The organism is Pseudomonas sp. Wu6 (genome assembly GCF_019891515.1).
GTDB classification, from domain to species: domain Bacteria; phylum Pseudomonadota; class Gammaproteobacteria; order Pseudomonadales; family Pseudomonadaceae; genus Aquipseudomonas; species Aquipseudomonas orientalis_A.
In genome coordinates, this window is record NZ_JAFLXH010000048.1 from 13,554 (window position 1) to 32,075 (window position 18,522).

General features: G+C 61.5%; 18 protein-coding genes and 1 riboswitch. Of the genes, 10 read left to right on the forward strand and 8 right to left on the reverse strand.

What is annotated here, in order from left to right:
• The first annotated feature begins 140 nt into the window (after positions 1-140).
• The gene (locus tag J1G34_RS24295) at positions 141-1,178 is read left to right on the forward strand and encodes a GGDEF domain-containing protein (protein WP_222994743.1); all 1,038 of its coding nucleotides are present in this window, start codon (positions 141-143) and stop codon (positions 1,176-1,178) included.
• Positions 1,179-1,425: 247 nt separating this feature from the next.
• On the opposite strand, the gene J1G34_RS24300 is transcribed toward J1G34_RS24295, so the two are convergent.
• Positions 1,426-2,322 carry an SLAC1 anion channel family protein gene (locus J1G34_RS24300; RefSeq protein ID WP_262411954.1) on the reverse strand — a complete coding sequence of 299 codons (897 nt, stop codon included), beginning with the start codon at positions 2,320-2,322 and terminating at the stop codon, positions 1,426-1,428.
• 116 nt (positions 2,323-2,438) lie between these two features.
• Between J1G34_RS24300 and J1G34_RS24305 the strand changes: the two genes are divergently transcribed.
• The 5 genes from J1G34_RS24305 (at position 2,439) to J1G34_RS24325 (ending at position 5,851) form a co-directional block, all read left to right on the forward strand.
• Positions 2,439-3,395: a GlxA family transcriptional regulator gene (locus J1G34_RS24305; RefSeq protein ID WP_065894082.1), complete on the forward strand. Its 957-nt coding sequence runs from the start codon at positions 2,439-2,441 to the stop codon at positions 3,393-3,395.
• Positions 3,396-3,510: 115 nt separating this feature from the next.
• A complete protein-coding gene (locus J1G34_RS24310) occupies positions 3,511-4,074 on the forward strand; it encodes a nucleotidyltransferase family protein (RefSeq protein WP_065897884.1) in 564 nt (187 codons plus the stop codon).
• Positions 4,075-4,202: 128 nt separating this feature from the next.
• Entirely contained in the window at positions 4,203-4,643 is a 441-nt protein-coding gene (gene tspO / locus J1G34_RS24315; RefSeq protein ID WP_065932565.1) for a tryptophan-rich sensory protein TspO, read from the forward strand.
• The gene (locus J1G34_RS24320) at positions 4,643-5,596 is read left to right on the forward strand and encodes an alpha/beta hydrolase (RefSeq protein WP_222994744.1); all 954 of its coding nucleotides are present in this window, start codon (positions 4,643-4,645) and stop codon (positions 5,594-5,596) included. Before tspO ends, J1G34_RS24320 begins: the two co-directional genes overlap by 1 nt.
• 30 nt (positions 5,597-5,626) lie before the next feature.
• A complete protein-coding gene (locus tag J1G34_RS24325; protein WP_222994745.1) occupies positions 5,627-5,851 on the forward strand; it encodes a hypothetical protein in 225 nt (74 codons plus the stop codon).
• A gap of 180 nt (positions 5,852-6,031) precedes the next feature.
• Here J1G34_RS24325 and J1G34_RS24330 read toward each other — a convergent pair whose 3' ends face one another.
• The 4 genes from J1G34_RS24330 to J1G34_RS24345 all read right to left on the reverse strand — a co-directional run bounded on the left by J1G34_RS24330 (position 6,032) and on the right by J1G34_RS24345 (position 10,115).
• Positions 6,032-6,796, reverse strand: coding sequence for an ABC transporter ATP-binding protein (locus J1G34_RS24330; RefSeq protein WP_065897880.1), 765 nt, complete (start codon positions 6,794-6,796; stop codon positions 6,032-6,034).
• Positions 6,793-7,797 (reverse strand): FecCD family ABC transporter permease, encoded by a 1,005-nt coding sequence (locus J1G34_RS24335; RefSeq protein WP_065894088.1) that lies wholly within the window; start codon positions 7,795-7,797, stop codon positions 6,793-6,795. The genes J1G34_RS24330 and J1G34_RS24335 overlap by 4 nt, the downstream gene beginning before the upstream one ends.
• On the reverse strand, positions 7,794-8,804 hold the full coding sequence (locus tag J1G34_RS24340; RefSeq protein WP_222994746.1) for an ABC transporter substrate-binding protein: 1,011 nt from the start codon (positions 8,802-8,804) through the stop codon (positions 7,794-7,796). Before J1G34_RS24340 ends, J1G34_RS24335 begins: the two co-directional genes overlap by 4 nt.
• Positions 8,805-8,919: 115 nt before the next feature.
• A riboswitch (cobalamin riboswitch) is annotated at positions 8,920-9,113 on the reverse strand.
• A gap of 72 nt (positions 9,114-9,185) precedes the next feature.
• Positions 9,186-10,115, reverse strand: a complete 930-nt coding sequence (locus tag J1G34_RS24345) for a DNA/RNA non-specific endonuclease (protein ID WP_222994747.1) — start codon at positions 10,113-10,115, stop codon at positions 9,186-9,188.
• Positions 10,116-10,250: 135 nt separating this feature from the next.
• Between J1G34_RS24345 and J1G34_RS24350 the strand changes: the two genes are divergently transcribed.
• Positions 10,251-11,312, forward strand: a complete 1,062-nt coding sequence (locus tag J1G34_RS24350; RefSeq protein WP_065884131.1) for a M4 family metallopeptidase — start codon at positions 10,251-10,253, stop codon at positions 11,310-11,312.
• 28 nt (positions 11,313-11,340) lie between these two features.
• Positions 11,341-11,640, forward strand: coding sequence for a protealysin inhibitor emfourin (locus J1G34_RS24355; protein WP_065884129.1), 300 nt, complete (start codon positions 11,341-11,343; stop codon positions 11,638-11,640).
• Between the two features lie 158 nt (positions 11,641-11,798).
• Here J1G34_RS24355 and J1G34_RS24360 read toward each other — a convergent pair whose 3' ends face one another.
• The gene (locus tag J1G34_RS24360; protein ID WP_222994748.1) at positions 11,799-13,190 is read right to left on the reverse strand and encodes an aldehyde dehydrogenase family protein; all 1,392 of its coding nucleotides are present in this window, start codon (positions 13,188-13,190) and stop codon (positions 11,799-11,801) included.
• 105 nt (positions 13,191-13,295) lie between these two features.
• Here J1G34_RS24360 and ptrR point away from each other — a divergent pair, with 105 nt between their 5' ends.
• On the forward strand, positions 13,296-14,168 hold the full coding sequence (ptrR, locus tag J1G34_RS24365) for a putrescine utilization regulator PtrR (RefSeq protein WP_065894092.1): 873 nt from the start codon (positions 13,296-13,298) through the stop codon (positions 14,166-14,168).
• Positions 14,169-14,311: 143 nt separating this feature from the next.
• On the opposite strand, the gene J1G34_RS24370 is transcribed toward ptrR, so the two are convergent.
• Positions 14,312-14,521 (reverse strand): hypothetical protein, encoded by a 210-nt coding sequence (locus tag J1G34_RS24370; protein WP_043047518.1) that lies wholly within the window; start codon positions 14,519-14,521, stop codon positions 14,312-14,314.
• A gap of 100 nt (positions 14,522-14,621) precedes the next feature.
• Positions 14,622-15,818 carry an amino acid aminotransferase gene (locus J1G34_RS24375; protein WP_065894093.1) on the reverse strand — a complete coding sequence of 399 codons (1,197 nt, stop codon included), beginning with the start codon at positions 15,816-15,818 and terminating at the stop codon, positions 14,622-14,624.
• Between the two features lie 342 nt (positions 15,819-16,160).
• Here J1G34_RS24375 and uvrB point away from each other — a divergent pair, with 342 nt between their 5' ends.
• Positions 16,161-18,176, forward strand: a complete 2,016-nt coding sequence (uvrB, locus tag J1G34_RS24380) for an excinuclease ABC subunit UvrB (RefSeq protein WP_065894094.1) — start codon at positions 16,161-16,163, stop codon at positions 18,174-18,176.
• Positions 18,177-18,522 lie beyond the last annotated feature (346 nt).

Here is an 18,522-nt window from a genome sequence, read left to right on the forward strand (position 1 = left end):
TGTTTACGTAGCCGACGCAGTGTTATATGCATTTTCTGATTAAGGAGGGTGTTACCCGTCGAGGATCGTTTGCGTCATGGATTAACGCTCGCCCGGACATTTAACATACATCCAGGTCATTTTGGCAAAGGAGTTTCAGGATGCCGGCGATTTTCAAGCTCAGACCAAGAATGCGAACACTGCTATCACCCGCTGTGAACATGATTGAAAGGGTGGGGCTGATTGCCTGGATAGGGGTTCTGCTGATAGATCCCATGACGACGCTGGACCTGCCAAACATTATTATCACGCTGTCGCTGTTAGGGGTCTGGTATGTTCATCGCATAACCGCTCACTTCTGGATCTGGAGAGTGCTTGGCGTTCTTTATATTGTGTTGTTGTCATTGGGTTTTGCGCATGTCATTGATGCCAATGCGGAGCTGCGCGTCTTCACACTTCCGCTTGCTGTAATCATCGTGGTGAGCAGCGCCATCCTGTTTGTTGCGGTTCAAGACTATTTCCTGTCTGCGCTGCTGGTTTGGGTAATCATGTGGCCCACGCTTGACGTTGGTTTGTATCGCGGACTCGAAGTGTATCTCGCCATTTTCTGCATCGCTTCCATGTCTGTTGGTTTTACCCTTAGCTTTACCTATTTAAGGAACATGCGTTCGGTCCTGTTGGTGGAAAGCGAGTTCAGAACATTGGCGGAGACCGACTTTCTTACTTCCATTCTCAACCGACGCGCCTTCATGGCGACCTTCCAAAGTGCATTGGCGGGAGGTCGCAGCGGGTATTTCATCATGTTGGATATTGACGGTTTCAAACAGAAAAACGACCAGTACGGTCACGATGTGGGCGACAAGATTTTATGCGCCATGGCCGCTTGTCTGAAATCGACTCCAGGCAGCCACAGTGTCGGGCGGCTCGGCGGGGAGGAATTCGGTGTCTTGTTGCTGGGGGACAATGACGCCGTCGCCCATGAATATGCGTTGCGCTTACTGGCAAACATCCGTTGCAGCGTATTGCCTCCGCATCAATACACCTGCAGCGCGGGGGTCGCGCCGTTCTCGGCGACATCGGACATGTCAGCGGTGCTCAAATGTGCGGACATCAATATGTATAAAGCCAAGCATGACGGTAAAGATCGAGTTTTTCAGAATGGCAAACGCATCAAGCCGCTGCTTCCTGCGACTAAATGATGATGAGGGGACTCCGGTTGCACGTGGTTGCGCAGGGCAGGGACGGTGCTGGCGTGCGCCATATCGGCGGTCGCGTCAGTCGATGAAACCTGTGGGGCAAAAAAAAGCGAGCCGATGAAGGCTCGCCAAAGGGAGGTAAACGGTCAGTTGGCAAGCAGTTTGCCGCTGAACAGGCTGATCAGGGTTTTCACCATCAGTACGGTGAGTACCACCGTGAGGAACAGCAGGATCGCTGCGGCGATGACTGTCAGCACGCTGCTTTCCTGGGCATGTGCATATTCAGCGCCGCATTGCTCAGGGCTGCGATGGGAAAGCTGATTGCCCACCACGAAGGGGCAAAGGGCACATCGCGACGGAACACTTTGAAGCTCAGCACCACGAACAGGAACAGGCCGAAGTAGAACAACACGCTGGCAAACCGGTCGATCTCGCCGAATACATTGGTGTACGCCAGGAAACCTACTTCAAAAGGTGCAATCAGGACCATCAGCGAAGGCACCATGCCTTTGGCCAGAGGGGCTTCATGCACCAGTCGCGAAAAAATCCGGGTGAAGAAAACCAGCGCCAGCACCGCACCCACGGCGAGGGCAAACAGGTTGAACTCAGCCGCCCAGGCCATGGGCATGTGCGCGCCGGTGACCGCGATATCGAGGGTGGCAACACCTGGAATCAGCCAGGCAGGTACGGCATTCAACGCGTCCTGGTTGCCCGACAACAGGCGCAACACCACGAAGCCTGCGAGCAACACGGTCAGTAAGCTCCCCAGTATCCAGAGCGCCTGTCCGAGCCATTCATTGTGGGGCGCGGCGACTGCCGACAGCAGCAACATTGCAATGGTGACGGTGCCAAAAAAGTTACTGGCGATCGGATGGTTGAACTCGGCTTTCACCGCGCCAGGATGTCTCGCCCATTTGGTCAGGTAACCCAAGGTCAACACCACGAATACCAAGCCGGCCAGGGCACCAATCGCTTCACCCAACGCGCCGCCGACGCCGTAATACTGCCCGCTCAAGCGCCACGCCAGGCTCAGGCCGGCCAAGCCCATGACCGAGCCAAACAAATTGACAGGCAGGTTCTTGATGGACGTCGTGCCGGTGTGTACCGCTTGAGCAGCAGCGGCGCTGGGGGGGGATGCAGTGTTCATGGCAGTCTCCTGTTTGACTGAATTTGCTGTTGAGGCTATTTTCAGCCAAATGAGCCGCTGGCTGAAAGAGTTGTATAGCGACGTATTCAGCCAATTAGTCGACGAGGACAGACATCATGCGCATAACGCTCCTGGCATTCCCCCGCGTGCAACTGCTGGACGTCGTCGGCCCTGCCGACGTTTTTGCCGAAGCAGCCAGGCAACTGGGCAATCCACGTGCCTATCGGGTCGAAGTGATCGGTGCCGACAAGGGGATGATCAAAAGCTCAAGTGGTTTGAAGCTGGGTATCGACGAAACCTTCAAAACTCATAAAGGCAGGATCGACACCTTGCTCGTGGCCGGCAGCCCCCACATCGACGAAATTGCGCATGACCCTGTGGTGCAGGATTGGCTGCGCCGGCAGGCGAAATCCGTACGTCGGATCGGCTCGGTCTGCAGCGGCGCTTTTCTGCTGGCCGCCGCTGGCCTGCTCGACGGCCGCCATGTCACCACTCACTGGAATTCCAGCGCAAAACTGGCGGAGCAGTACCCGCACACCCGCGTCGACCCGGACAGCATCTATATCAAGGATGGCAACATCTACACCTCGGCCGGGGTCACAGCGGGCATGGACCTGGCGTTGGCGCTGGTCGAAGAAGACCACGGCCGAGAACTGGCGCTCAGCGTTGCCCGTGAAATGGTGATGTTCTTCAAGCGGCCTGGCGGGCAATCGCAGTTCAGCGCGCACCTGGCGGCGCAGACCGCCGAACGCAGCGTGATCGCAGACGTGCAGAATTATGTTGTGGAGCACTTGAAGACCGACTTGAGCGTACCCGTCCTGGCCGCCCGCGCCGGTATGAGTGAGCGCAACTTCGCCCGTATCTTCAAGGCCGAAGCCGGTTCGACCCCGGCCGAATTTGTCGAACTGGCGCGGATCGATACGGCCAGGCGGCTGATCGAAGGCTCGGACGTATCACTCAAACGCTTGGCCGACACCGTCGGCTATGCCAATACGGATGGGTTCAGAAGGGCATTCATGCGGCGTCTCGGCGTGGGGCCAAGTGATTACCGAAAGCGCTTTTCATCGGTGTAATCTTACTTCAGCGCGCGCTTCTGGCCCGATAACACTCACGCGGAAGGCCTGGCGCGTAAACGCAGATAGGGCGTTTTCGGCGAACAAATTCGAGCCGGATTACCTGGGAGTTTCCATGACATTGACCGTCAACACCTTCCTCGAACTGGCCATGGCCAACCCCATCAACGTCGAGATCACCGCGCGCTTGCCGGCGTTGGACGTGCCGCAGTGCATGCTCACGGCGGGCTGCCTGTTCCAGGCGGTGTGGAATCATCAGGCGCAGCGGCCGGCGGACGGGGGGGTGAAGGACTATGACGTTTTCTACTTCGATGAAGACCTGTCCTACGAGGCGGAGGATGCGGTGATTCGAAGGGCCGAGGCGTTGTTCCAGGACCTGGGCGTCAACGTGGAGGTCAAGAACCAGGCGCGCGTTCACCTCTGGTATGGGCAGCGCTTTGGCCGGCCATACCCGCAATTGCACTCGGCCAGGCAGGGGGTGGACCGGTATCTGGTGGCGGGCACGTGCATCGCTTTGGACATTGCCACGGGTGAGGTGTATGCGCCTTATGGGTTGGCGGATGTGGAGCACGGCGTGCTGCGCATGAACCCCGTGCATGCCGAGCCTGAGCTGTTTCTGCGCAAGGCCGGGAGTTATCAGGCGCGCTGGCCCTGGCTCAGGATTGTGGAGCCGGACTGATTTTTCACGGCATATTGAACAGATGGCCTGCCTGTCATTTTTGCCGCGTATAGGGAATTTATGCGCGCCCGTTCGAGTCACTGGAAAAGACTGCGTTGCTTTCCACCATTGCCTCTCAAGGACCGACCATGACCTTTTTCATCTTCCTGCTCGCTTGCGCCGCCGCCGCCAGTACCGGTGTCATTTTCAAACCAGGCGCCTGGTACGAATCCCTGGTCAAGCCCAGCTTTACCCCGCCCAATTGGCTGTTCCCGGTGGCGTGGACGATCATCTACCTGTTGCTGGCCTGGGCCGGTTACCGCTTGAGCCTGATCCCCGGCAGTGAAACGGTGTTGGCCCTGTGGGCGGCGCAGATTGCGTTGAATACGCTGTGGACGCCGGTGTTCTTCGGCGCGCACCGCTTGCTCGCCGGGATGGTGATCATTGTGCTGCTGTGGCTGACCGTGGCGGCGATGGTGGTGCTGGCGGTGCGCCTGGACCTGATTACCGGCTTGATCCTGTTTCCTTACCTCGCCTGGCTGTGTGTGGCCGCGGCGTTGAACTTCTCGATTTTGCGGAATAACCGTTGATGGCTTACCAATCCTGGCCCGCCAGCGAGGCCGAACTGGCCCAGATGCGTCGCTTCAATCAGAAGCTGTCGTGGATGCCGCGCTTTAAAATTCGTAACCGCGTCACCCCCCGTGTGATCCAGGCGCTGCTGCAAACCAGTCAGCGTTTCAAGAAGGCCCCGGTGGTGGAGCGCAAGCTGGTCGGCGGCGTGCCGGTGCGCATCATGCGGCCCGAGGGTGCGCCCAAAGGCGTGGTGCTGGACATCCACGGCGGCGGTTGGGTGATCGGCAATGCGCAGATGAACGACGACCTCAACCTGGGCATGGTGCGCGCCTGCGGCGTGGCGGTGGTGTCGGTGGACTACCGGCTGGCGGTCGACACGCCGGTCGAGGGGCTGCTCGAAGACTGCCTGGCCGCTGCGTGCTGGTTGTTGGCCGACTGCACGGAGTTTGCCGGCCTGCCGGTATTTTTCGTCGGCGAGTCGGCCGGTGGGCATTTGGCGGCGTCGACGTTGCTGGCGCTCAAGCAATGGCCGGCGTTGCTCGAACGCGTCGCTGGCGCGGTGTTGTACTACGGGGTCTACGACTTGACCGGCACGCCAAGCGTGCGCGCGGCCGGGCCGCAGACGCTGCTGCTGGATGGGCCGGGCATGGTTGCGGCGCTGCGCCTGCTCACGCCGGACATCACCGACGAAGCACGTCGACAGCCGCCGCTGTCACCCTTGTATGGCGACTTCTGCGGCCTGCCGCCGGCGTTGATGTTTGTGGGCGAGCTGGACCCGCTCAAGGATGACACGCTGCTGATCGCCGAACGCTGGAGCGGAGTAGAAGCGCATCTGCTGCCGGAATCGGCCCATGGCTTCATTCATTTTCCGGTGGCGCTGGCGGACAGCGTGTTGGCGTACAGTCGCAAATGGATAACGCAGCACCTGCATCGTGTGGGAACTAAAAAACTGATCGCTGAGTCAGGTTAATCAGTTGTTTCCCATTACAAGGATTCCTGCATGCATGCTTATACCCTGAACTACCGGTTCAACGATGAGCCGCGCACTCATACATTTGACCTCAAACAGTCCGAGTTGCCTGTGCATGAAGCGGCGGTGCATTTGCTGCAGTTGCATTTTGGTGATGCGGAAAACGGCTTGATCCTGCCTGCTGCGGATGCGACGCCGGAGGAAATCCTCGAGCAGGCGCAGGTGGTGGGAATCACCCATATCAAGGTGGAATGAGGCTGCCAATCCGGTAGTGCAGGCGACACCGATGCGCTGGCCTCTGGTGTTCCAATGTGGGAGGGGGCTTGCCCCCGATAGCGGTGGGTCAGTTATTGACGCTTTTGCTGACTCGCCCTCATCGGGAGCAAGCCCCCTCCCACATGTGAATCACCGCCAGCTGTGCCGCCGTCACAGGGTTCAGCTGCAGCGCAGGCGCAGGATTTTTGCGCCGTCGAAGGGGTCCGTGAGGTAATGCCCCTGTACCCCGAATGTCTCATGTAACCGCTCCGGCGTCAGCACCTGCAGTGGCGTGCCCAGCGCCACCAGGCGCCCACGGTCCAGCACCGCCAGGCGATCACAGGTCAGCGCCTGGTTCAGGTCATGCAGGGCGATCAGGGTAGTGACCGGTAAACCCTGTACACCTTTGAGGATGGTCAGTTGATGCTGGATATCCAGGTGATTGGTCGGTTCATCCAGCAACAAAATCCGGGGCCGTTGTGCCAGTGCTCGGGCGATGTGCACGCGCTGGCGTTCGCCACCCGAGAGGCTGCGCCAGGCGCGGTGGCTCAGGTGGGTGGCGTCCACGTCGTGCAGGGCCTGGCGCACGATGCGGTCGTCGTCATCGGACCATGGGCTCAACGCCGACAGCCACGGCGTGCGGCCCAGCGCCACGGCGTCGAACACGCGGATGGCGTCGTCGGTGTCGGCCTGTTGTTCCACCACCGCCAATTGCTGCGCGATGGCGCGGCGCGACAACTCACCCAGGCGCTTGCCGTCCAGCTGTACTTCACCGCTGGCCGGGGTGCGCAAGCCGGCGAGCAATTTGAGCAGGGTGGATTTGCCCGAGCCGTTCGGCCCGACGATGCCGAGGGTTTCCCCCGACTGCACCTGCAGATGAATATCGCACAGCAACTCGGCGTCACGCACCTTGAAGCCCAGGCCGGTGCAGCTCAGTACCGTCATCGTGCATTTCTCCGACCGATCAGGATCAGCGCGAACACCGGCGCACCGACCAGTGCCGTGACCACGCCCACCGGAATCACCTGGCCCTTGATCAGGGTACGCGACAGCACGTCCGCCGCGATCAGGAACAAGGCGCCGCCCAGGGCGCTGGCCGGCAGCAGGCGCGAGTGACCGGTGCCGAGCATCAAGCGCACGGCATGGGGGATCACCAGCCCGACAAACCCGATGGAGCCGACAATCGACACCATCACCGCCGTGACCACCGCCGCGCAGCCCACCAGCACAACCTGCACGCGGCGCACCGGGATGCCCAGCGAGGCCGCCGAGTCGGTGCCGAAGGTAAACGCATCCAACGCACGGCGGTGCCACAGGCATACCGCCAGCCCCGCTACCGCCACCGGCACCGCCAGCCACACCGATGGCCAGCGCACGCCGCTGAGGTTGCCCAACAGCCAGAACATGATGCCGCGGGCCTGTTCGGAACTGGCGGATTTGGTAATCAGGAACGCGGTGAGCGCATTGAACAACTGCGAACCGGCAATGCCGGCCAGGATGATCTGGCCGGTGCCGCTGGACGAGCCGCTGGCCCGCGCCAGCAGGATCACCAGGGCAAACGCGGCCATGGCGCCGACAAAGGCGCCGGCCGACAACGAAATCAGCCCGCCGCCCACCCCGATCAGCGCGATCAGCACCGCACCTGTCGAGGCGCCGGCGCTGATGCCGAGCAGATACGGGTCGGCCAACGGGTTGCGCAGCAACGACTGCAGGATCACCCCACAGGTTGCCAGGCCCGCGCCACAGGCACCGGCGACCAGGGCACGGGTGAGGCGGTAGTTCCACACCACGCCTTCATCGATGGGGTCGAGCACGTAGCCGGCCGCCCACAGTTTGTTGGCGAGCACCTGGAGTACCACCTGCGGCGAGATAGCGGTTTCGCCGATGGCCACGCCGGCAAGCAGGGCGATCAACAGCAGCGTGAGGGCGAGCAGGGTGCGTATCATTGCGGCAGGTTGTAGCCGTCGATGGCGGCGGCCAGTTGTTCCAGGCCGTCGAAAGTGCGCAGGCTGGCCTGCAGCGCCAGGGCGTCAAGGATGATGATGCGGTTGTGCTTTACCGCGTCCATGTTGCGCGTTACCGGGTCGCTGCGCAGGAAGGCCAGCTTCTTTTCATGGTCGTCGGCGGGGTAGCGACGGCGGTCCATGCGTGCGATCACCAGGAAGGTAGGGTTGGCCTTGGCAATGGTTTCCCAGCCGACGGCCGGCCATTCTTCGTCGGACTGCACCACGTTGCGCAGGCCAAGGGTTTGCAGCATGAATTGCGGAACACCTTTGTGGCCGGCCACGTACGGGTCGCTGGCCATTTCGGCGCTGGAGAACCAGACCAGCGCGCTGGCCTGTTTCAAGCCTTTGCCCTGCGCGGTGGCGATCGACTTGGCCAGGCGCGCCTTGAGGTCATCGGTCAGTTGCTGGCCGCGCGCCTGCACGTCGAAGATCTCGGCCAGTTGGCTGAGGCTCTTGTAGATCGTCTCGATGCGAAACGGCTCCAGCCGCGTGCCGTCGGCGCCCACCAGGTTGTCCTTGCCTTCGCAGTCGGAGGGCAGCAGGTAGGTGGGGATATTCAGTTCGTGGAACTGTTCGCGGGTGCCCACCACACCTTGAGGGCCGACCACCCATTCCAGCTCGGCGGCCACCAGTTGCGGGCGCTTGGCGATGACTGCCTCGAAGCTCGGCTCGTTATTGGCCAGGCGCTCGATGCTGGCGTTCTGCGCCTTGTACTGCGCCTGTACATCGTTGAACCACAGCGACGTGCCGACCACTTTATCGCCCACGCCCAGCGCATACAGCATCTCCGTGGCGGCCTGGCCGATGGTCACGCTGCGTGCAGGGGCTTGCGCAAAGGTGATCGAGCTGCCGCAGTTCTCGACGGTCAGCGGGTAGTGGGTCGGTGCGGCTTGGGCCAGGGTGCAGGCACCCAGGCCGATGATCAGGGCCGTAACGCGTGGCAGCATGGGGCAATCTCCGTTTGAACCGTCGATGAAGCAAGGCAGGAACGGTTCGGAAATACACCCACACGCGCTGCCGGCCGGGCAGCACAAGGATGGCCTTCCCGGACACCCCGCCGGTTAGTGAGTCACTTGGCCGGCAGGTCTCCTGACTGATGCGTCGTCGCCAGGCTCCGGCCTTCCCGGACAACGTCCAGTGGCAGTGGGGAGCAGGCTCAGCACCTACAGTTGCGGGGGCAGTTTCGATTGACGTCGCGGACGACGTTTCGAATTCCCTATTAGTCCCGTGCGGGAACCGGCGGCGCTATGGTAGTCGATCACGGCCTGTAGGCGCGAGCTTGCTCGCGAAGGTCGTCAACGATAACGCGGGCCCCCGGTGCGCCGTGGTCAGAGTCGGATATCCTGCGGCCCCCGCACCAGCGCTTCGATCCGCGTCCCTGTGGCGCGCTCCTCGTTGCTGAAACCGTCGTAGTCGGCCAGATTGCCGAAGCGGATGCCGGTCAATTGTTCGATCTGCAACACGCTGCGCCGGTAGGTTTTGAGCGGGCCGAACACCAGGTCCAGTTGGCCCAGTTCGTTGCGTTGGTCGATCATGTAGGCGCTGGCGGAGGGTTTGCCGTCGTCGCTGAGGTAGGCCACCACTTTCCAGAACGCCTGGGGGATCTTCACGCCACGGTACACGCGGTCGTCGTCGGCGAACACCGGGCCGCTGAAAACGCTGGCGCGGGCTTTCCAGCGCTGGGTGTTGTCGAGGATGTAGTCCTCCAGCTCCAGCCAGGTCTTCTGGTTGAAGCCGCTCATCTGCGGCGAGCAGTTGGTGAAGTGGAAGGTGTCGAGGTTGGCGGTGTTCGCCTCGTCCCCCCAATTGGGGTCCTGGCGCCGCACCAGGTGACCACGGTCCAGGCCATTGCCGGCGTAGAGGTCTTCGCCCACCTGGGCGTCGAGGGGCAGGCGGCCGTCGTAGGACCAGGCGTCGTTACTACGCACGATATCCACGTGCTTGTCGCCGTCGATGTTGACGCCGACGTAGAGTGCCAGGCGCCGGGCGCGCGACATGCTGATGGAAAAGTGCGTGTAGTCCAGGCGTCCGGGCTGGGCATCGCCTGCCAGGGCCGTGTCCAGCGTGGGCCAGGGCACTGCGAAGCTACCGAGAAAATCCTCGGCGTAACCGCGCCGGTTCTGCAGGTCCTTGGCGGCGGTGACACGCGGCGTCGAGGCCCTGGCCTCCAGCAGCGAAGGGGCGGGCGCGATCAGAGGGCGAAGGTCGGCAAGCCTTGGGCGGTAGGACAGGTCGATTTTGACGTGACGTGCGGGCATGGGGGATTTCCTGATGGGCCTTGGATAAACACGACTGCAACATGATTTCATGACAATTTGTCCCAGGCGGCGGACGCGCGTCTATCCTGAAGTCGTTAACCGGCCGTTCACCACACGCCAAAAAGGAGCCAGCTTATGTGTGTTCGCCACCCGCGAAATCCGATTTTCTGCCTGATCCCGCCGTACATGCTCGACCAGATCGCGCGCCACGGTGACAAAGCCCAGCGCGAGGTTGCGCTGCGCACGCGCGCCAAGGACAGCACGTTCCGCTCGTTGCGCATGGTCGCCGTGCCCGCCAAAGGCCCGGCCCGCATGGCGCTGCTGGCGGGCGCCGAGAAGCAGCGCTCGATCTACAGCGCCGACAACACCGACAGCCTGCCCGGCAAGCTGATCCGTGGCGAAGGGCAACCCGCCAGCGGTGATGCCGCGGTGGACGAGGCCTACGACGGCCTGGGCGCGACCTTCGATTTTTTCGACCAGGTGTTCGATCGCAATTCCATCGATGATGCCGGGATGGCGCTGGATGCCACCGTGCACTTTGGCCAGGACTACAACAATGCTTTCTGGAACTCGACCCAGATGGTCTTTGGTGATGGCGACCAGCAGTTGTTCAACCGCTTTACCGTGGCGCTGGACGTGATTGGTCACGAGTTGGCGCACGGGGTGACCGAGGATGAAGCCAAGTTGATGTACTTCAACCAGTCGGGTGCGTTGAACGAGTCGCTGTCGGACGTGTTCGGATCGCTGATCAAGCAGTACGCTTTAAAGCAAAAGGCCGAGGACGCCGATTGGCTGATCGGCAAGGGGCTGTTTACCAAAAAGATCAAAGGCACCGCGCTGCGCTCGATGAAGGCCCCCGGCACGGCGTTTGACGATAAATTGCTGGGCAAGGACCCGCAGCCGGGGCATATGGATGACTTTGTGCAAACCTATGACGACAATGGTGGCGTGCACATTAATTCCGGCATTCCCAACCATGCGTTCTATCAGGTTGCTACGCGTATTGGCGGGTTCGCCTGGGAGCGTGCCGGGCGTATCTGGTATGACGCCCTGCGTGATTCGCGGTTGCGGCCGAACTCGGGGTTTCTGCGTTTTGCACGTATCACTTACGATGTCGCCGGGCGCCTTTATGGCGCGAACAAGGATGAGCAGAAGGCCGTGAAGGAAGGTTGGAAAGCGGTCGGTATCAACGTCTGACACTCCGCCAGGGCGGTGAGGAACAGCCATGCGAATCTCGATCAAGGAAAACGGCGGCCCGGCGTTCTTTCCGGGCTTGGCCAAACCTCGCAGTGTCGAGCTCGATGCACTGCCCGAGCAGGATCAGCAGGAGTTGCGGCAACTGATCGAGCAGTCGAAGTTTTTCCAGTTGCCGCAAAGTACTCAACCCTCCGGCAATCCTGGGCAGGTGCATTACACGCTCACCGTGACCGAGGGCGAGCGTGAACACACCGTGTGCGTATTGGCGCCGGTGAAGTCGCAGGCGCTGGACGGGTTGGTGCAGTGCGTGCGGCGACATATTCGCTGATTGCTTAGAATAGGTACGGCCCCCAAGGTTGTCTGGATCCAAATGTGGGAGGGGGCTTGCCCCCGATAACGGTGTGTCAGTGACAGATGTCTGGCTGATCCACCGCCATCGGGGGCAAGCCCCCTCCCACCTTTGATGTGTGTTGAAGCCAGGGCTGTTTATTGACGGTCGAGCCACACCGTCTGCGCGTTGCAGAACTCGCGTACGCCGAAGTGCGACAGCTCACGGCCGAATCCGCTTTTCTTCACACCACCAAATGCTACTCGCGGGTCGGAAACGCTGTAAGCGTTGACGAAGATCCCACCGGTTTCCAACTGGTCGGCGATGCCCCGCGCCTTCGCCGGGTCGGTGGTGAAGATACTGGCGGTCAGGCCGAATTCGCTGTCGTTGGCCAGGGCCACCGCATGGTCGGCGTCGCGGGCGGTGATGATGGACGCAACGGGGCCGAACAGTTCCTGTTTGAACGAGGTCATCTGGTCGGTGACGTCGGCCAATACGGTGGGTTCGTAGTAGTTGCCTGCGCCCGCCACCTTGTTGCCGCCCAGCAGCACGGTGGCGCCTTCGTCGAGGGTGGCCTGGACCTGGTCGTGGAGCTCATCGCGCAGATCGAAGCGCGCCATGGGGCCGATGTAGGTGGCAGGCGAGGTCGGGTCGCCCATCACCAGGTTGCGGCTGGCTTCAAGGAACCTGGCGGTAAAGGCTTCAACCACACCTGCCTCGATGATCAAGCGCTTGGCGGCGGCGCAGACTTGGCCGCTGTTCTGGAAGCGACCGATCAGCGCGGCCTGCACGGCGGCGTCGAGGTCGGCGTCGTTGAGCACGATGAACGGGTCGGAGCCGCCCAGTTCCAGCACGCATTTTTTCAGTGCCGCACCGGCCTGGGAGCCGATGGCGATACCGGCGCGCACGCTGCCGGTGAGGGTGACGGCGGCGATACGTGGGTCGGCGATGGCGCTGGACACACCTTCGGTGGTGACGTTGATGACCTCGAACAGGCCTTCAGCGAAGCCGGCCTTCTGGAACGCCTGCTGCATCAGGTAAGCGCTGCCCATCACGTTCGGCGCATGTTTAAGCACGTAAGTGTTGCCGGCGAGCAGGGTCGGCACGGCGCCACGCAATACCTGCCATACCGGGAAATTCCACGGCATCACGGCAAGGATCGGCCCCAGCGGGCGGTATTCAATCCGCGCGCTGCCGTTGTCCACCAGGGTCGGCTCCGGCGCGAGCATGGCGGGGCCGTGTTGCGCGTACCACTCGCTGAGCTGGGCGCATTTCTCGATTTCGGCACGGGCCTGGGCAATGGGCTTGCCCATTTCCAGGGTGATCATCTGCGCCATGGCTTCGGCCTGGTCACGCAGGGCGTCGGCCAGGGCCAACAGCAATTGCGCGCGGCGGCCCACGGTTTGGCGGCGCCAGGTGCGGAAGGCAGCGGTGGAACGGGTGAGCGCGGCATCCAGCTGCGACGGGCTTTCATACGCGTAGCTGCCAACGGTCTCGCCATTGGCCGGGTTGATCGACAACGCGTGGGTCTGATGGGAAATAGCGTTCATGGCACCGTCCTGCAGGGGTGATGGGAATGGAAGCCAGCGTACGCTGCTGGACGTTTTCCGAAAACTGAATAATATTAAGCAATACATTCACGATTGGAGAATGAATTGGATCTGGTGCAGTTGGAAATCTTCAAGGCCGTTGCCGAACAAGGCAGCATCAGCGCCGCCGCGCAGTTGATCCATCGGGTGCCGTCGAACCTGACCACGCGGATCAAACAACTGGAGCAGGACCTGGGCGTGGAGCTGTTTATCCGCGAGAAAAGCCGCCTGCGCCTGTCACCGGCCGGGTGGAATTTCCTCGGCTATACGCGGCGTATTCTCGATCTGGTACAGGAGGCCCGCGCCACGGTGGCGGGGGAGGAACCCCAGGGCGCCTTTGCCCTCGGCTCGCTGGAAAGTACCGCGGCGGTGCGTATTCCCGCGTTGCTGGCGGCGTATAACCAGCAGTACACCAAGGTTGAGCTGGACCTGAGCACGGGACCGTCGGGCACGATGATCGAAGGCGTGCTGTCCGGGCGTTTGACGGCGGCCTTTGTCGATGGCCCGGTGCTGCACTCCACGCTGGAGGGCGTGGCGGTGTTTGAAGAGGAGATGGTGGTGATTGCGCCGCTGCATCATGCGCCGATCACGCGGGGGCGGGAGGTGAATGGCGAGAACATCTACACCTTTCGTTCCAACTGCTCATATCGGCATCACTTCGAGCGTTGGTTCTCACAGGACGGTGCGGTGCCGGGCAAAATCTTCGAGATTGAGTCTTATCACGGCATGCTGGCCTGCGTCAGCGCCGGGGCAGGGCTGGCGTTGATGCCGCGCAGTATGCTGGAAAGCATGCCGGGGGCGGCGGCGGTCAGCGTCTGGCCGTTGACGGAAAACTTCCGTGTGTTGAATACCTGGCTGATCTGGCGCCGGGGCACGGTGTCGCAGAGCCTGAACAGCTTCGTAAAACTGCTGGAGGAACGCGGGCTTGCAGCAGCCTGAATCCAACGTAGGAGCGAGCTTGCTCGCGAAAAACGTCAACGATAACGCGTAATTGCTGGATAAACGCGGTGGCTGTGAGTTTTTCGCGAGCAAGCTCGCTCCTACAACATCAGGGCAAGCCCCCTCCCACGTTTCGCTCTTGATCAGCCGCCGAATTGGAAGGTGCCCATGGCCAGCTTGGCCATGATCGCCGTGGCGCCCAGTTGCACCAGCCACAACGCCAGGCCACCGAGGAACACCCCCAGCGCCACTTGCAGCACCAGGCTTTTCTGGCGCTTGGCTTGCGGCGCGCGTGGAGCATAGTCATGCAGTTCGTCGCGGTCGGCACGCAGATCCAGGTCGTCGTTTCTCATAGGGCTCTCACAGCAAAGGGACAGTCGGTGTGCAGTCTAGTGCGTTCGCCAACAAAAAGGGGGAAGCCCTTGGCTTCCCCCTCGTTCAACGCCGGCAGGTTTACAGCACCTGAACGATTGCCTGTGTGACCGCAGCAATGTTCGACTGGTTCAGCGCCGCCACACAGATGCGGCCGGTATCCAGTGCATAGATGCCAAACTCGCTGCGCAGGCGGGTGACTTGCTCAACGCTCAAGCCGGAGTAGGAGAACATCCCACGCTGGCGCCCGACAAAACTGAAATCGTGGCCTGGCGCGGCCTTGGTCAGCTCCGCCACCATCTGCTCGCGCATGCCGCGGATGCGCAGGCGCATTTCGCCCAGTTCTGTTTCCCACTGGGCGCGCAGCTCAGGGTTGTTCAGTACCGCTGCAACGATTGCCGCGCCGTGGGTCGGTGGGTTGGAATAGTTGGTACGGATCACACGCTTGACCTGGGACAGGATGCGCGCGCTTTCTTCCCTGGAGTCGCCGACGATGGACAAGGCGCCCACGCGTTCGCCGTACAGGGAGAACGACTTGGAGAACGAGCTGGACACGAAGAAGGTCAGGCCCGACTCCGCGAACAGGCGCACCGCGGCGGCGTCTTCGTGGATGCCGTCGCCGAAGCCCTGGTAGGCCATATCGAGAAACGGCACCAGGTTCTTGGCCTTGATGACGTCCAGTACGTTCTGCCAGTCCGCCGGGCTCAGGTCGACACCGGTCGGGTTGTGGCAGCAGGCGTGCAACACCACGATGGACTGTGGCGGCAGGGCGTTGAGGTCTTCGAGCAGGCCGCTGCGGTTGACGTCGTGGGTGGCGGCGTCGTAGTAGCGGTAGTTCTGTACCGGGAAACCGGCGGTTTCGAACAGCGCGCGGTGGTTTTCCCAGCTCGGGTCGCTGATGGCCACCACGGCGTCGGGCAGCAACTGCTTGAGGAAGTCGGCGCCGATCTTCAGCGCGCCGGTGCCACCCACGGCCTGCACGGTCACCACACGGCCGGCTTCGAGCAGCGGCGACTTATCACCGAACAGCAGGGTTTGCACGGCCTTGTCGTAGGCTGCGATGCCGTCAATCGGCAAGTAGCCACGGGCGGCATGTTGCGCCACGCGAATGGCTTCCGCTTCGGCAACGGCACGCAAGAGCGGAATCTTCCCCTCCTCGTTGCAGTAAACGCCCACGCCAAGGTTGACCTTGGTGGTTCGAGTATCGGCGTTGAATGCTTCGTTGAGGCCCAGGATTGGATCGCGTGGTGCCATTTCGACAGCGGAGAACAGGCTCATTTTTGCGGCAGCTCTATGGGGGAAGGGAGGGACGTGTCGCGCTCCAGCCGGTTGCACTAGAGCGGTGCACAAACGGGGAGCTAGTATAGAGGCCATCACGGCTGAGGGCGACAGCGGAAATGGCTTTTCGGCCAAGTTTTTCGGTTTAATTGCCCACCGTTAGTCTTATTGCAGATTGATCCCGGACGGCAGGTAGGACGTTTGCCTTGAAACCCGACACCTTCGTCACCACTACTACGGCTATCATGGTTTTTTCCTGCAACCTGCGATGATTATTCGTGGGTTGCTGAGCTATTTCGTCCCTGGCGGTGTTGAGTCTGGGGTGACCACACGAGGTACGTTATGTCGGATTTCCAGCTCGTCACCCGTTTTGAACCCGCCGGCGACCAACCGGAAGCGATTCGCCAGATGGTCGAAGGCATTGAGGCCGGCCTGGCGCATCAGACGCTGCTTGGGGTGACCGGTTCAGGCAAGACGTTCAGCATCGCCAACGTGATCGCGCAGATCAATCGCCCGACCCTGGTGCTGGCACCGAACAAAACCCTGGCCGCGCAGCTGTATGGCGAGTTCAAGGCGTTTTTCCCGAACAACGCGGTGGAGTATTTCGTTTCCTACTACGACTACTACCAGCCCGAAGCCTATGTGCCGTCCTCCGATACCTTTATCGAGAAGGATGCGTCGATCAACGACCATATCGAGCAGATGCGGCTGTCGGCGACCAAGGCCTTGCTGGAGCGCAAGGACGCGATCATCGTCACCACGGTTTCGTGCATCTACGGCCTGGGCAGCCCGGAAACCTATTTGAAAATGGTGCTGCACGTTGATCGCGGCGACAAGCTCGACCAGCGCGAACTGCTGCGGCGCCTGACCAGCCTGCAGTACACCCGCAACGACATGGACTTTGCCCGTGCGACGTTCCGCGTGCGCGGCGATGTGATCGACATTTACCCGGCCGAATCCGACTTGGAGGCGATCCGCATCGAGCTGTTCGACGATGAAGTCGAAAGCCTGTCGGCCTTCGACCCGTTGACCGGCGAGGTGATTCGCAAACTGCCGCGCTTCACCTTCTACCCAAAAAGCCACTATGTGACCCCGCGTGAAACCCTGATGGGCGCGATCGAGGGCATCAAGGTGGAATTGGCCGAGCGCCTGGAGTATTTGCGTTCCAACAACAAGCTGGTGGAAGCCCAGCGCCTGGAGCAGCGCACCCGTTTCGACCTGGAGATGATCCTGGAGCTGGGCTACTGCAATGGCATCGAGAACTACTCGCGCTACCTGTCGGGCCGCGAGTCCGGTGCGCCGCCACCGACACTCTATGATTACCTGCCGCCGGATGCCTTGCTGGTGATCGACGAATCCCACGTCAGCGTGCCGCAAGTCGGCGCGATGTATAAGGGCGACCGTTCACGCAAGGAAACCCTGGTGGAATACGGCTTCCGTCTGCCATCGGCGCTGGACAACCGGCCGATGCGTTTTGACGAATGGGAAGCCATCAGCCCGCAGACCATCTTTGTCTCCGCAACGCCTGGCAACTACGAGGCCGAACACGCCGGCCGGGTAATTGAACAGGTCGTGCGACCGACCGGCCTGGTCGACCCGCAAATCGAAATCCGTCCGGCGCTGACCCAGGTCGATGACCTGCTGTCGGAGATCAACAAGCGCGTGGCCCTGGAAGAGCGCGTGCTGGTCACCACCCTGACCAAGCGCATGTCCGAAGACTTGACCGATTACCTGGCCGACCACGGCGTGCGCGTACGCTACCTGCACTCGGACATCGACACGGTGGAGCGGGTGGAAATCATTCGGGACCTGCGCCTGGGCACCTTTGATGTGCTGGTGGGCATCAACCTGCTGCGCGAAGGCCTGGACATGCCCGAGGTATCACTGGTGGCGATCCTGGACGCGGACAAGGAGGGCTTCCTGCGCTCCGAGCGTTCGCTGATCCAGACCATCGGCCGCGCGGCGCGTAACCTCAACGGCCGGGCGATCCTGTATGCGGACCGCATCACCGGTTCCATGGAGCGGGCGATCGGCGAGACCGAGCGTCGTCGCGAGAAGCAGATTGCGTTCAACCTGGAACACGGCATTACCCCCAAGGGCGTGTTCAAGGATGTGGCCGACATCATGGAAGGCGCCACCGTACCCGGCTCGCGCAGCAAGAAGCGCAAGGGCATGGCCAAGGCTGCCGAGGAAAGCGCCAAGTACGAGAACGAACTGCGCTCGCCGAGTGAAATCACCAAGCGAATTCGGCAGTTGGAAGAGAAGATGTATCAGTTGGCGCGCGATCTGGAGTTTGAGGCAGCGGCGCAGACCCGGGATGAGATTGGCAAGTTGCGCGAGCGGTTGCTGGCTGTTTGATCTGGGGTGACTTCACTGGCCTCATCGGGGCATAGGTATCTACACAGCTTTGATATGACACCGGCATGTGGCGAGGGAGCTAGCCCCCGATGGCGGCCTCCGGGCCGACCAGGATGGTTGGTGTCGATCCCGGTCCAATGTGGGAGGGGGCTTGCCCCCGATGGCGGCCTCCGGGCCGACCAGGATGTTGGATCAGATCCAGTACATATCCGTTTCTGCGGTAACGGCTGCTTAAGGTTCCGCCCTGACGGCGGCTCACTTTTGAAAAGCGCAAAAGTAAGCAAAACGCTCTTGCCCCACCACTCGGCACCTCGCTAATGCTCGGTGTGCCCGAACGCAGGCTTGA